This window comes from Arthrobacter sp. LT660 (assembly GCF_056172845.1).
Window position 1 is genome coordinate 1,188,465 of record NZ_CM149651.1, and the last position, 13,600, is coordinate 1,202,064.

Sequence of the window (13,600 nt, forward strand, 5' to 3'; positions counted from 1 at the left end):
GGCCGCATCGCCGTCGTCGTTTGGCGGACTACTGGGAGGTCGCCGCGGTGGCGAAACCGCCGGTCGAGCCGAAACCACCGGCGCCGCGCACCGAGTCCGGCAGTTCTTCCACGGCCACGAACCGTGCGGTTTCCACGCGCTGAATCACCAGTTGGGCGATCCGGTCGCCTCGGGCAAGAACGACGGGAGTCTGACGGTCGGTGTTGAGCAGGGTGACCGCGATCTCGCCGCGGTAGCCGGCGTCGACGGTGCCGGGCGCGTTGACGATGGTCAGGCCGTGTTTGGTCGCCAACCCGGACCGCGGATGGATCAAGGCGACGTATCCGAAAGGCAGCGCGATGGACACTCCCGTGGGGACCAGCCGGCGCTCCCCCGGGGCCAGCGTGACGTCCTCTCTGGTCCGAAGGTCTGCCCCGGCGTCGCCGGGGTGCGCATAGGAAGGCGCCTGAAGTGATGGATCCAACATTTTCAGCTGGACGTCCAGCGTGGTGTTCGACTGCTCGGGCATGATCGCCGCGGTCTCCATGGTTCGGTGGATGGTCGACTTCACTCTAGCGGCCCCGGCCCGGACACCCAACGCCGAACGGGGGCGCCGAAGCAGAATAAGCTGGGTCCATGCCTGAAACCCCTGCTCCAGACGCCCATGCCGTGATGTTCCGAGAAAAGCTGTGGCCCGCCTGGTGGATCTGGCTCCTGGTGGTCGGCACCGGCGGCGCCGGGTTCGTGGCGCTGGCGCCCGTGAGCATCGCCGCCGGCGCGGTCGCGGCGGTGCTGGTCATCGCCGCCCTGGTCGTGCTGTTCCTCGTGGGGACGCCCGCGATCGTGGTCACCCCGGAGTCCCTTAGCGTGGGCCGCGCGACGATCGAGCGCACACACATCGGCGAGGTTCAGGGTTTCCGCGGAGAAGACGCAACGTACCAGCGCGGCCGGGGCCTCAACGGCACGGCGTTCATGTGCCTCCGTGGGTGGATCGACCCGGTGGTGCGCGTGGAGGTCACAGACGAGCGCGACATCACGCCCTACTGGCTGACGGCCACCCGGCGTCCTGAGGAACTCGTTGCCGCGCTCCGCGGGCGCGAGAGCTAGCCCTCGCAGTCACGGCAGTAGAGCAATCCGCCCTTTTCCTTGGCCACCTGGGAACGGTGGCGCACCAGGAAACACGAGGCGCAGGTGAACTCGTCGGCTTGGGCGGGCAGGACCCGCACCAGCAGCTCTTCGCCGGAGAGGTCCGCCCCGGGCAGCTCGTAGCTGTCGGCGGTCTCCGCCTCGTCCTCGTCGACCACAGCGGACTGCTTGTCCGTGCGGCGGCCTTTCAGCTCCTCGATGGAGTCTTCGCGGGTTTCTTCCTCATTCTTGCGCGGCGCATCGTAGTCGGTCGCCATAGTCTCTCAATCACACTCCCGTGTTTAGCAGCTGTGGATCCGCACCATCCCCCGCCCGCTCAAGGATCGGGATGCGGGAGGTGGACTGGCGCGTGGTCCGGGATGGTCCGGCGAGCCCGGCGCATCCGGTCCCCAAGGTACCGCGGTGTACAACGCCGCAACGGGCCCGTTTGCGCCCGTGACGCACAGATTGTTCACCATGGGGGCCAAAAAATCCAATCGCTCCGGATGGCGAGCTGCGACCGCGCGACACGGTGCCTTCGGGAGCCGCCTACCGATCCACGCCACACCAAGGCATATCGTAGGAAAACAACGGTCTCGATGGCAGAGTGCCCACAGAGAACGTGACGGTTTTGCGGAGGGATTTCATGCGGGAACTCAGGCTGGTGGGTGTCCACGAGGACGGCGAGCACCTGCTGTTGGGCAGTGACGACGGCTCGAGCTTTACGTTGCGCCTCGACGAGGCGTTGCGCGCCGCGACGACACGACCCATCGGGCGACCGGCGGCTGCGCAGGCGGACCAGGCGGCAACGCTGTCCCCGCGCGAAATCCAGGCACGGATCCGCTCCGGATCAACCGCCGAAGAGGTCGCCGAGCAGTTCGGCGTCCCGCTGGCCAATGTCCTGCGCTACGAGGGTCCCGTCCGGGCCGAGCGAGACCACATAGCCCGTCAGGCGCGCGCCGTCGAGGTCTCCGGACCCCAGGCCAATGACGTATACCGCTCGGCCTTCGGTGAGGAGCCGGCCAGCCTGGGCGAGATGGTAGACGTCCGCCTCAACAACTTCGGCGTCGACCCGGCCGCGGTGGAGTGGGACGCGTGGCGGCGCTCCGACGGTTCGTGGGACGTCGAGGCCCGCTTCGAGGTCGCCGCGGCCAACCAGCGTTCGAATATCGGGGAAGAGCCTCCCGCGAAGTGGGTCTACCACCCCGTGCGCAAGTCGCTTGTGAACTCCAACCGCTGGGCCCAGGTGCTCAGTGAGCTGGAGCCGATGGACACGCCCGTCGCCGGCCGCCGGTTGACGGCAGTCGCCGACCGCCCCTTCGACTTCGAGACGGACGCCGACGCCGCCCAGAACGCCGCCGAGGCCGACGCCGAGGCCGGCGCGGCGTCGAACCGCGACCGGGAACGCGACGATTTCCTCGATATTCTACGGTCCCGCCGCGGACAGCGCCTCGGAACCGACGAGGAAGGGGATGACGCCTTGGCCGAAATGCTGACCAAGGGTTCCATTCCCGCGGCCCACCCGCGCGATGAGGAGTTTTTCGACGCATCGGAGGCCCGGCGGTTGGGCATGGTCCCGGAAGCCAATGTGGACGACGACGACATCCCGCATCTCCACGACGGCGTCAGCACGCAGACCAGTGAATTCTCCGTGGTTCCCGGCCTCCGGGCCATGCGCTTCGACCACGATCAGGACGATGCCGAGGGTTCCGACGAAGCGACGAAGGCAACCGACGACGAGTCACAGCCGCGCAAGGCGAAGCAGAAGCGCTCCTCGGTGCCCAGCTGGGACGAAATCGTCTTCGGGCGCAAGAACGACTAGCTAACCGTCCGTCAGGGCGAGGCCAGGGTCAGCAGCGGCACTTCGCGTTCAGCCCGGGTCAGCGACCCGTGTTGTCCGACCATGGCGAAGGCCTGCGGAGCCACGCGCCTCCCGTCGAAGAAGGCCATCGGCTGGGCCGGCAGGACGATCACGTCCCCGATGCGCGGCAACACCGACTCGTCGACGACCCCGAACAAGCCGTGGTCGACGGCCTCGTCGCGCGTCAGGACCCACGCCTTCGTCCCGAACGCGGCCCTCCAGCTTGCGACGAGCCGGTCTCGGGTGCCGGCCGGAGCGTCCGGATCCACGTGCAATTGCACGGCGCGGGGCTCCCCCGCGGTCAGGTCCACGCCTTCGACGAGTTCCGGGAAGGCCGAGTAGTCGTACCTTTGGGCTTCGGGCACGTCGACCATTCCGTGGTCCGCGGTGAGCAGCAGTAGGGTGCCCGGCGGCAATCGGCCCGCCAGCGTCCGCATGGCCGCGTCCAGCTCCTCGAGCTCTTCGCCCCACTGCCTCGACGAGCTACCGTAGCGGTGGCCGGCCTTGTCCAGCTCGTTCCAATAGCAGTACATCAGGATGCGCTCGTGGCGGGCCAGGGTTTCCGAAGCCTCCCGCACGCGTGCCTGGGCGCTTCGCGCCGGCCGGAATTCGCCCCCGCGCAGGGCCGCCGCGGTCAGTGAGCTGTCGGCGAACTGCGGAAGACTCACGGTGGAGACGTGCACGTGTTCGGCGGCCGCCTCGAGCACCGTGCGGTGCGGCTGCCACGATGCGGGGTCCAGGTCCGTCGGCCAACCGCCCAGCATGTTGACCGTGCGCCGCCGGGCCGGGTCGACGGCGTCGTATCCCACGATCCCGTGGCGCCCCGGGGGCAGCCCGGTGCCTAGGCTGGCCAGCGAGGCCGCCGTCGTCGTCGGAAAGGCCGCGTCGAGCGTGGCCGCCCCCTTCATCCGCTGGCGCAGGAACGGCGCGTGTCCCCCGCGGGAGGCGAGCAGTGACTTGCCGAGTCCGTCCGCCATGACAATGCAGACGCGACGGGCCTCCGGCAGGCCCAGGACGTTGGTGTACCCCGGCACGCCGAGCACGGCGGCGGCGCTGGGCAACAGTTCGGCGAGGCTCGCGCTCCCGTAGCGCGGCGCCGCGGGCAGGGGCTGGGGCGGGACGGGGCCGTTTGCGCTGGTCAAACCCGTTAGGCCTGGTGGTGTCCGCGGACGAACCGGCCGCCAACCCAACCGGTGCGATTCTCGACGCTGGGCAGCGGTCGCTGGGCGAGCGACGCGGCGGTGTTGAGCTTGCGCAGCACGCGGGCGAACTTCCGTGCGTCCTCCACGGCCTGCTTGCCGTCGGCTTCGGCGCTGACCCGCAGGATCAGGTCCTCCTCCTGCATGGTGCCCGTGTAGCCGTGGTCGGCCTCGCACTGCGGGTCTTCGCAGCCGGCAGGCGTGAGGTCCACCCGCTGGCCGCCCGACCAGGCGATACCCAGCGTCAGTTCGCGCACGGCGTCGCCGGAACGGTAGTCCTGCGGTTGCTGGTAGACGTAGCTGAGCACCACGGAGCCGATTTTGGGGACCGCGACGGTCTCCGTCGAGACCTGGGCCATCGCCTTGTCGCCGCGCTCGTCGAGTTGCTGGTCGTCGACGTGGACCACGACCATGACCTCGTCCGTCAGGACCAGCGCCGTCACATGCCGATGCACCTCGTTGTGCTCGATATGCGTCTCGAGGTGGATCAGGTGCGCCACCGGCTCCATGCTGTCCAGTGCGTCATCGACCACGTCCGCCACCAGCCGGGGGTAGAAGCCCGCCCGCTCCAGTGCGCTGTTCAGGTCGCGGCCGGCGGCCGAGCTTCGGGAGATCATGGGGCAAGTCTACCGGTGGTCCCTACCGGGACATCGCCCGCCGGGCGCTGTCCGTGCGCTGGTCCGGGTTGCCCAACCTGACGTCGGCGGACAGGACCGTGACGCCGCGGACGGAAACCAGCACGGGATTGAATTCCAGCAGCGCCACGGCCGGATGATCGTCCTTGAGCGTGGCCACGCGGTTCAGCAGGTCCTCGAGGCTGCGCACGTCCACGGCAGGGAGACCCTGGTAGCCGAAAAGCTTCCGCGAGGCCCTCGGCGAACGCACCAATTCGGCAAGGTCCGTGTTGGTCAGCGGCGGGATGGCGTGTGCCCAATCGTCCAGCAGGTTGACCGCGTCGCCGGCCAATCCGAAGGACAGCAGTGGGCCCAGCAAAGGGTCCTCCAGTGCCCGGACCACGCACCCCTGGCCGGACGGCGCCATGGCCTGCAACTCGAGGCGCTCCGCGCCGAAGGGGCGCAGCATCTCCCGCATGTGCCGGATGTTCCCGCGCAGGGAATCGGCATCGAAGATGTTCAGCCGGACGCCGCCGAGGTCCAGCCGGTGGCGGAGGTTCTCGTCGGTGGCCTTGAGCGCCACCGGCCAGCCGAGCCGTTCGGCCGCCGCCACGGCCTCGTCGTCGGACTCGAACGCCACCGATTCGAGCACATCGATCCCGTAGCAGCCCAGAAGCTCGGCGGTCTCCGCGCTCCCCAGCCGCAGCAGTTCCGTCCCGCCGACCCGTCGGAGGTGCGACTCGACCAACCGCTCGGCGCGGTCCCGATCGATGCCTTCGGCTGCCAGCGGCTCGCCGAAGTCACGCCGGGTCCACTCCGAATAGCGCACGACGGCGGCCAGCGCGGACACGGCGCGGCCGGGGCTGGAGAATCCCGGCAGCCCGGCCAACAGGCCATCAGTGGGAACGGCCGGATCCACGACGCCGGCGAAGGAGACGATCACGGGCTTGCCCGTTTCCAGCGCGCAGTCTTTGATGACGGAGGACATCGCCTCGACCGTGAGTCCGCGAGACGGCAATAGCGCCACCACCGCGGCATGCGTGCCGGGGTCGGCGAGTGCCCGCAGAAGCGCGTCCCGCAGGCGGGGCAGGGCCTTGGACTGCCCGTCATCGAGGGCCAGTCCGTCCTCCTGCGTGGCGACCGTCAGTCCGTGCTGGATGGCACTGTCCGCCACGACGCGGGCGAGGGCGTCGGAGTTGGAGACGACGGCGAGGCCCGCGCCGCCGGGCAGCGGCTGGCTGGCGACGATCTGGGCGACGTCCATCAGCTCCCCGTTGGTCGTCACCCGGATGACGCCGGATTGGCGGAGCATCGCGTCGACCGCTCCGTGCGGCGCCTGGGTGGTGCGGACGGCATGCCCGGGTGGTAGCCGCAGGCCCATCACGTCCGACTTGGCGACGATCACCGGTTTGCTGCGCGACAGGCGCCGCGCGATCCGCGAGAACTTGCGCGGGTTGCCGAAACTCTCCAGGTACAGTCCCACGGCGGACGTGTTCGGGTCGTCTTCCCAGTACTGCATGGCGTCGTTCCCGGAGACGTCGGCCCGGTTGCCCGCGGAGACGATGCTGGAGACCCCGACGCCCCTGCGACTCGCCGCGGCATACAGCAGCACCCCGATGGCCGCGGACTGGCTAAACAGGCCGAGGGTTCCCCGCAGGGGCATCTCTGGGGCCATGGACGCGTTGAGGTTGACTTCCGGATCGGTGTTGACGACGCCGAGCGAGGCCGGACCGATCAGCCGCATCCCGTTGCTTCGGGCCAGCTGCACGAGTTCGCGCTGGCTTCGAAGTCCGTCCCCGCCGTCGTTCGAGAACCCGCCGGTGACCACCAACAGGCCCCGGACGCCGTTGGCGGCGCAGTCTTCCACGACGCCACGCAATTCCTTGCGGGGAACGGCGACGACCGCGAGATCGACCGCCCCGGGGACGTCGGCGAGACTCGCGTGGGAGATCATGCCGGCCAGTTCCAGGGCCTCCGGGTTGATGCCGTAGACGGCGCCCCGGTAGCCGCCCTCGATGATGTTCTCCAGCAGCGTGTACCCGACCGAGCCCCACTCCCTGCTGGCGCCGATGACGGCGACCGACCCCGGCGCCAGCAGGTCCGCGAGGCTGCGGGCCTCCGCGCGGTGTTCCCGCGCCTCCATCACGGCGCGCGACTTGTCGGTCGGGTCGATGGGGAATTCCAGCATGACGACGCCGTCGTCGAACTTGCGCTTGACCTCGTAGCCCGCCTCCGCGAACACGGTCAGCATCTTGCGGTTCTCGGGCAGGACCTCGGCGCTGAAGCGTTCGATGCCGTGCTCCCGGGCGGCGGCCGCGAGGTGCTCGAGCAGGATGGACCCGACGCCCTTGCCCTGGGACGCGTCGGCGATGTTGAACGCGACCTCGGCGTCCTGCGGATCGTCGAGGCGGTCGTAGCGTCCGACGCCGATGATGGCGCCACCGCGCACCACGACCAGCGCCACCCGGTCACGGTGGTCGACGCGGGTGAACCGCTCGAGTTCGCGCGGGGTCAGCTTGGACTTGTACGTGAAGAACCGCAGGTACACCGAGGCCTCGGACTGGCTGGTGTGCAACCGCTGCAGCGCGTCGGAGTCGTCGACGGAAATCGGCCTCAGGTGGGCCGTCGATCCGTCCCGGAGCACGACATCGGCTTCCCAATGGGCCGGATATTCCCCGATTTCACGCTGCTCCACCATAGGCTTAGCCTACGGCCTGCGTTGCCGAGGACAAGAAGGAAAAGAGGACCCGGACACAACATGGCCCGTCGGACGACTCCCGCACCCCCGGAAGACTTCACCGAGAACATCGTCGACATCGACGTGACCTCCGAGATGGAGGGTTCCTTCCTGGAGTACGCCTACTCGGTGATCTACTCGCGTGCCCTTCCGGACGCCCGCGACGGCCTCAAGCCCGTCCAGCGGCGCATCCTCTACATGATGACGGACATGGGCCTGCGCCCGGACCGCGGCCACGTCAAGAGCGCGCGCGTCGTCGGCGAGGTGATGGGGAAGCTGCACCCGCACGGCGACACTGCGATCTACGACGCCATGGTGCGCATGGCCCAGGGATTCGCGCTGCGGCTGCCCCTGATCGACGGGCACGGGAACTTCGGCTCACTCGACGACGGCCCCGCGGCTCCGCGCTACACGGAGGCGCGGATGGCGGCGCCGGCCGTGGCGATGACGGACTTCCTCGACGAGGACGTCGTGGACTTCATCCCGAACTACGACAACCAGCTCCTCCAGCCGGAGGTTCTCCCGGCGGCCTTCCCGAACCTCCTGGTCAACGGGACCACCGGCATCGCCGTGGGCATGGCGACCAACATGGCTCCGCACAACCTCGGCGAGGTGGTCGCCGCGGCTCGCCACCTCGTGGACAATCCGGACGCGACGCTTCAGGACGTCATGCGGTTCGTGCCGGGGCCGGACCTCCCCAGCGGCGGCCGGATCGTCGGCCTCGACGGGATCGCGGACGCCTACGCCACCGGGCGCGGATCCTTCAAGACCCGCGCCAAGGTCGAGCTCGAGCAGATCAGCGCGCGGCGCAGCGGCCTGGTCGTCACCGAACTGCCGTACATGGTGGGCCCGGAAAAGGTGATCGAGAAGATCAAGGACGCCGTCACCGCCAAGAAGCTGCTCGGTGTCGCCGACGTCATCGACCTCACGGACCGCACCCACGGCATGCGCCTGGTGATCGAGCTCAAGAACGGCTTCAACCCCAACGCCGTGCTGCAGCAGCTCTACAAGTTCACGCCGATGGAGGACTCGTTCGGCATCAACAACGTCGCCCTCGTGGACGGGCAGCCCCGGACCCTGGGCCTGCTCGAGCTGCTGCAGGTGTATGTGGGGCACCGTCTCGAGGTGGTCCGGCGCCGGACCACCTACCGGTTGGGCCGCAAGCGGGACCGGCTCCACCTCGTGGAGGGCCTCCTCGTGGCAATCGTCGACATCGACGAAGTCATCCAAATCATCCGCACCTCGGAGGAGACCGCGTCCGCGCGGCAGAGGCTGATGGCCGTCTACGACCTGTCCGAGATCCAGGCCAACCACATCCTCGAACTCCGCCTGCGCCAGCTGACGAAGTACTCGCGGATCGAGCTCGAGAAGGAGCAGGACGAACTCAAGCGCGAGATCGAGCACCTCGAGTCGATCCTGGGCTCGGATTCCCTCCTGCGCGAGGTCGTATCCACCGAACTGGCCGACGCCGCCGAGCGCTTCGCGACCCCGCGCCGGACCGTCCTGCTCAAGGCCGAGGGCGCGACGCCGCTGAAGGGCACGGTGATGCCCACCCTCGAGGGCAAGGGCGCCAAGGCGCCGCTGTCCCTGGAAGTCGCCGACGACCCGTGCTGGGTGCTCCTGTCGAAGTCCGGCCAGCTAGCCAGGACGTCCGACCGCTCCCCGCTGCGCGACGACGGTCCCCGGGCCAAGCACGACGTCCTCGCCTCGCGCGTGGCCGCGACGGCCCGGGGCGAGCTCGGGGTCGTCACGTCCGCCGGCCGCATGCTGCGGCTTCAGGTGGTGGACATGCCGGCACTGCCCGCCACATCGGGCTTTCCGCAGTTGACCGGGGGCGTACCCGTGTCCGAATTCGTCCAGCTGGACCGCAAGGAATCCGTCGTCGCGCTGGTGCCCCTGGACGCCGTGTTCGCCCTCGGGACCGAACAGGGAATCGTCAAGCGGGTGACGCCGGAATATCCGCTGAACCGCGACGAGTGGGAAGCCATCGCCCTCAAGCCGAAGGACCGGGTCGTGGGAGCGGGCGTCCCGGCGGACGGGGACGATTTGGTATTCATCTCAGCCCAGGCGCGACTGCTGCGTTTCCCGGCGGCCGGGGTGCGCCCGCAGGGTCGCGGCGCCGGCGGGATGGCCGGCATCAAACTGGCCGCGGACGATTCCGTGGTGTTCTTCGGCGTGGCCCCGGGCGCGGATCCCGCCGCCGTCGTCGTGACCATCGCGACCGCCGCCGGCACGTTGCCCGGCACAGGTTCCGGAACCGTGAAGGTCACGGCGCTCGAGGAGTACCCGGTCAAGGGACGCGCCACCGGCGGCGTTCGGGCCCACCGGTTCCTCAAGGGCGAGGACTCGCTGGTCCTCGCCTGGGCGGGGCACGGTCCCGCGAAGGCCGCGTCCGCGGCCGGTGTTGCCCGCTCCTTGCCCACCGAGCACGGGCGCCGCGACGGCTCCGGCGTGCCACTGGCGCAGACGGTCGAGGCACTCGGCGGATCGCTGTTGGCCGACGGCCCGGCCGCCGAACCTTCCGCCGGCTCCGTGCCGGAGTTGCCGATCCATCCGGAGTTGCCCACGGAGCCGGCCGCCCGCGCGCCCCTGGCCGCGCCGATTGCGGATTCGTTGCCGTTCTCCGACGGTGACGTCGTCGAGGTCGATCCCACCGGAACGACGTCGGTGCCTCCCCGCTGACCGCGCCCTAGCGGTGCCCTGCCGCGTGGGGCGGGCCCAATCGCAGAACGTCGTCGGCGGTGGCCTCGAGGCGTGCATCGTGGGTCACGAGGACCACGGCCTTCTCCGGCAGGCCCGCCCGCAGGTCCGCCACGAGTTCCCCTGCCTCGTCCTCGCCCAGGTGGGCGGTCGGCTCGTCCAGCAGCAGGACGTCCGCCCGGGCGACGAGCGCGCGCGCGACGGCCAGCCTTTGGCGTTGGCCTCCGGAGAGCCGGTGCCCTCCGGGGCCGATCCGCGTCTCCAGGCCGCGCGGGGTTCCCGCGAGCCAATCCCCCAGTCCCACTGCGCGCACCGCGTCGGCGAGTTCGGCGTCGGTCGGCTGGTCGTCGAGGTCGCGTCCGAGGCAGAGGTTCCGGCGCACGGTCGAGTCGAAGAGGTGTCCCTCCTGCGGGCACCAGGCGATGCGGCCCAGGTCCGCAAGAGCCGCCCCGCGCCACGCCCCGCCGCCGGTTCGCGCCTCCAACCGCCCGGAGCGGGGCTCCAGGGCACCCAAAAGCACGGCAAGCAGCGTGGACTTCCCCGCGCCAGAAGGCCCCGTGACCGCGACCCACTGCCCGGGGCCTACCGCCAGGTCGGCTCCGACCACCACATCCGGTCCGGCGCCCCAGCCGGCGCTGACGCCGCGGAGCCGGATGGAAAGACGATTGTCCGGTTCCGCGGTGTGCGGGGCGGGAGGCCGGAGCGCGCGTTCGGCGGCCATGCCGCCCAGGTTGTTATGCAGGCGCCGCAGACCGTCGTCGAGCTGGGGAATCCGCTGGACCGCCGCCGAGGCGTCCGTTATCGGTTCGGCGAGCGCCAGCATCAGCAGGCCCCCGACGGCCGCGGCCTCTCCCGCGCCGCCCGCCGTCCCGGCCACCGCGAGCACGGCGGCCGCGGACGAGAGCAGGGCCGCGCCGGCCTGTCCGATCCCCGCACCCCACGCAGTCCGTCGCATGGCGAGCGTCGCCCCGGCGTCGTGGCTCGCAAACGACTCCGCGGCGGCGGATGCCACGCCGTTCGCGCGCAGGTCCCGCGCCGCGGCGAACAATGCGGGGACACGGTGTCCCAGCCAGATCCTGTGCCGTGCTGCCTCGATGGTCGCGCGGCGTTCGACGGCCAGCACAGCCGCGGGCAGCAACACCCATGCTCCGACACCGACGGACAGCGCGACCCACAGCGCGTCCGGTGCCCAGAGTCCGACGGCCAGGCCGATGGCGGCCCATGTCAGTACGCCGGCCGCCGGTGCGACGAGCACGCGCGGAACGGTGTCGCGGACCTCGTCGATCTCGGCGACGAGGTGCCCCAGCGCGGCGCCGGACCGTGTGATCCGGCCCCAGTGTTCGGGACGCGCGGCCAGCGCGTCCCACGTCCGTTCGCGCAGGGCGCCCGCCCACCACAGGACGGCGTCGTGCACGCGCAAACGCTCCACGTAGCGCAGGAGCGAGCGGCCGAGGCCGAACGCGCGGACACCCACAATCGCGACCATCAGGTGCAGTACATGGGGTTGGTGGCTGGCGCTAACGATCAGCCAACCGGAGATTCCGGTCAGCGCGGCCCCGGCGGCGAGTGCGAGGACCGCGAAGAGAATGCCGAGACCCAGGCCTCCCTTCCCCCAGGGCAGTGTGCGAAGGAGTGCCCAGTGGGCGAGACTCCGCCGTGGCCGGGACGGCGCGCGGGACGGCGAGGCGGGCTTCACGTCGGGCGCTGCGACGGGTTCCCGGACTGTGCCCGCGGACGCCGACGTACCGGTTTGGGATGTATCTGCTGTCATGACGCTGCCGCGTGGACCCCCGGCCGGGGCTGCGGCGAGTTGCCGGGCAAGCTCGCGGTCATGGCTGGCAACGAGGATCCCGACGCTTCCGCGCAGACCGGACAAGGCCGCGCGAACCGCGTCCGCACTCACCGGATCGAGGTGGGCCGTCGGCTCGTCGGCAAGGAGCAGGACGACATCCGGCGCCGTCTCGATGCGCAGCAAGGCACGGGCCACGGCGACGCGGCGCAGCTCCCCGGGGCTGCAGTCCGTGGGGCGGCGTCCGCCCAGTGCGCCGGCATTGACCCGCTCCAGGACGACCGCACGCGTGGCCGGTGTGGAGCCGACCCCTGCGTGCAGGGCCAGTTCGGCGTCGACCGTCTCCTCGGAGAACACCGGGTGCTGCGGAACCCAGGCAATGCTCCCCCGGTCGATTCCCAGGCGTCCGGACACCCGTGGGGCATCGGCGCCATCGGCGTCCGCGATACCGGCAAGGACCCGCAGGATCGTGGTCTTGCCGGTGCCGCTCGGACCGTCGAGGACCGCGGCCGCGCCCGGTTCGAGTCGCAGCGACCAACCCGTCACCGTCGGGGTCGCGTTGCCCGCATGCGTGACCGTCAGGTGGCCGACGTCCAACACCGTTCCCGGTGCGGGGGCGACGGCCGGCGTCCGGACTCCCCGCGGGGCGTCCAACACGGCACGGCTGCGCTCGAGTGCCTTGACGCCGTCCTCGGATGCGTGGTGGGCTGATCCCAGCTCGCGCAGCGGGGCGAAGCAGTCGGGTGCGAGAATCAGGGCCAGGAGGCCGGCACCCAGCGCCATGTCCCCGTACACCAGGCGGAGACCGATGAACACGGCCACCACGGCGACCGAGATCGTCGCCACCAGTTCCAGCGCCAGCCCCGAAAGGAAGGCCGTGCGCAGGGTGCCCATTGTGGAGGCGCGGTAGTCCTCCGATACCCGGCGCAGCGCCGAGCCCTTGCCGTCCGCGCGGCGCAGACCGATGAGGGCCGGGAGTCCCTGGGCCAGTTCGAGCAGCTGGTTCGCCAACGCATCAAGACCGACGGCCGCCTGGTGCATGCGGTCCCGGGTGTGCAGGCCGATCAGCACCATGAAGATCGGGACGAGGGGCACCGTGAGCGCCACGATGAGCGCGGACACCCAATCCGCAGCCAGGATGCGCACCCCCAGCACCGGCGGAATGACCGCGGCGGCGACGAGTGCTGGCAGGTATTTGGAGTAGTAGTTGTCCAGCCCGTCCAGGCCGCGGCTCGCCAGTGCCGACAACGCACCGTGGCCGAGGCCGCATGCATCCGCCGGGCTGGTGGGCCCGTTTCCCGCGAGGGCGTCCGTGACCAGCTCGGCACGGAGCCGCTCCTTGGCGCCGAGTCCCGCGCGTGTTGCCGCGTGCGCCGTGGCCCATGCGCCGCCGGCGCGCAGCAGGGCACCGGCGACGCCGAGGACGAGCAGCCGGCGCGTATCGGCCCCTCCCCCGGCCGCCAGTTCGGCGATCGCCGTGGCGAGGGCGTCGGCCAGCAGCAGCATGCCGAGGGCCTTGACGGCGGCCCAGCCCGCCAGGACGGCCAGAGCGGCGCGGCCTCCGGTGCCGCCGGGAAGCGCGGGTTTCATGGCGTC

Annotated in this window: 9 protein-coding genes; 3 read left to right on the forward strand and 6 right to left on the reverse strand. The window is 70.5% G+C overall.

Translation table 11 applies throughout. The features are described 5' to 3' along the window. Positions 1 to 28 precede the first annotated feature (28 nt). On the reverse strand, positions 29 to 526 hold the full coding sequence (gene dut, locus AC0QSG_RS05485; RefSeq protein WP_435726599.1) for a dUTP diphosphatase: 498 nt from the start codon (positions 524 to 526) through the stop codon (positions 29 to 31). Between the two features lie 89 nt (positions 527 to 615). Between dut and AC0QSG_RS05490 the strand changes: the two genes are divergently transcribed. Then, positions 616 to 1,086 carry a DUF3093 domain-containing protein gene (locus tag AC0QSG_RS05490; RefSeq protein ID WP_435726579.1) on the forward strand — a complete coding sequence of 157 codons (471 nt, stop codon included), beginning with the start codon at positions 616 to 618 and terminating at the stop codon, positions 1,084 to 1,086. Here the strand turns inward: AC0QSG_RS05490 and AC0QSG_RS05495 are convergent. Beyond that, entirely contained in the window at positions 1,083 to 1,382 is a 300-nt protein-coding gene (locus tag AC0QSG_RS05495; RefSeq protein ID WP_435726578.1) for a DUF4193 domain-containing protein, read from the reverse strand. The genes AC0QSG_RS05490 and AC0QSG_RS05495 overlap by 4 nt on opposite strands. A 368-nt stretch (positions 1,383 to 1,750) precedes the next feature. Between AC0QSG_RS05495 and sepH the strand changes: the two genes are divergently transcribed. Then, the gene (gene sepH, locus AC0QSG_RS05500) at positions 1,751 to 2,926 is read left to right on the forward strand and encodes a septation protein SepH (protein WP_475376897.1); all 1,176 of its coding nucleotides are present in this window, start codon (positions 1,751 to 1,753) and stop codon (positions 2,924 to 2,926) included. An 11-nt stretch (positions 2,927 to 2,937) separates the two neighbouring features. On the opposite strand, the gene AC0QSG_RS05505 is transcribed toward sepH, so the two are convergent. From AC0QSG_RS05505 to AC0QSG_RS05515, 3 genes are read right to left on the reverse strand one after another with little or no spacing between them, the layout of a single operon-like run. After that, complete coding sequence (locus AC0QSG_RS05505) at positions 2,938 to 4,107, reverse strand: alkaline phosphatase family protein (protein WP_475376898.1); 1,170 nt, start codon at positions 4,105 to 4,107, stop codon at positions 2,938 to 2,940. 5 nt (positions 4,108 to 4,112) lie between these two features. Beyond that, positions 4,113 to 4,781 carry a DUF5998 family protein gene (locus AC0QSG_RS05510; RefSeq protein WP_475376899.1) on the reverse strand — a complete coding sequence of 223 codons (669 nt, stop codon included), beginning with the start codon at positions 4,779 to 4,781 and terminating at the stop codon, positions 4,113 to 4,115. A gap of 22 nt (positions 4,782 to 4,803) precedes the next feature. After that, positions 4,804 to 7,476, reverse strand: coding sequence for a bifunctional acetate--CoA ligase family protein/GNAT family N-acetyltransferase (locus tag AC0QSG_RS05515; protein ID WP_475376900.1), 2,673 nt, complete (start codon positions 7,474 to 7,476; stop codon positions 4,804 to 4,806). A gap of 60 nt (positions 7,477 to 7,536) precedes the next feature. Here AC0QSG_RS05515 and AC0QSG_RS05520 point away from each other — a divergent pair, with 60 nt between their 5' ends. After that, the gene (locus AC0QSG_RS05520) at positions 7,537 to 10,197 is read left to right on the forward strand and encodes a DNA gyrase/topoisomerase IV subunit A (RefSeq protein ID WP_475376901.1); all 2,661 of its coding nucleotides are present in this window, start codon (positions 7,537 to 7,539) and stop codon (positions 10,195 to 10,197) included. Between the two features lie 7 nt (positions 10,198 to 10,204). On the opposite strand, the gene cydC is transcribed toward AC0QSG_RS05520, so the two are convergent. Beyond that, complete coding sequence (gene cydC / locus AC0QSG_RS05525) at positions 10,205 to 13,594, reverse strand: thiol reductant ABC exporter subunit CydC (RefSeq protein ID WP_475376902.1); 3,390 nt, start codon at positions 13,592 to 13,594, stop codon at positions 10,205 to 10,207. Positions 13,595 to 13,600: the final 6 nt, after the last annotated feature.

What these genes read in the sequence shown, in the direction of transcription:
- dut (WP_435726599.1), bottom strand. Translation starts at nt 526, where the DNA reads ATGGAGACCGCGGCGATCATGCCCGAGCAGTCGAACACCACGCTGGAC.
- AC0QSG_RS05510 (WP_475376899.1), bottom strand. Translation starts at nt 4,781, where the DNA reads ATGATCTCCCGAAGCTCGGCCGCCGGCCGCGACCTGAACAGCGCACTG.
- AC0QSG_RS05495 (WP_435726578.1), bottom strand. Translation starts at nt 1,382, where the DNA reads ATGGCGACCGACTACGATGCGCCGCGCAAGAATGAGGAAGAAACCCGC.
- sepH (WP_475376897.1), top strand. Translation starts at nt 1,751, where the DNA reads ATGCGGGAACTCAGGCTGGTGGGTGTCCACGAGGACGGCGAGCACCTG.
- AC0QSG_RS05490 (WP_435726579.1), top strand. Translation starts at nt 616, where the DNA reads ATGCCTGAAACCCCTGCTCCAGACGCCCATGCCGTGATGTTCCGAGAA.
- AC0QSG_RS05520 (WP_475376901.1), top strand. Translation starts at nt 7,537, where the DNA reads ATGGCCCGTCGGACGACTCCCGCACCCCCGGAAGACTTCACCGAGAAC.
- AC0QSG_RS05515 (WP_475376900.1), bottom strand. Translation starts at nt 7,476, where the DNA reads ATGGTGGAGCAGCGTGAAATCGGGGAATATCCGGCCCATTGGGAAGCC.
- cydC (WP_475376902.1), bottom strand. Translation starts at nt 13,594, where the DNA reads ATGAAACCCGCGCTTCCCGGCGGCACCGGAGGCCGCGCCGCTCTGGCC.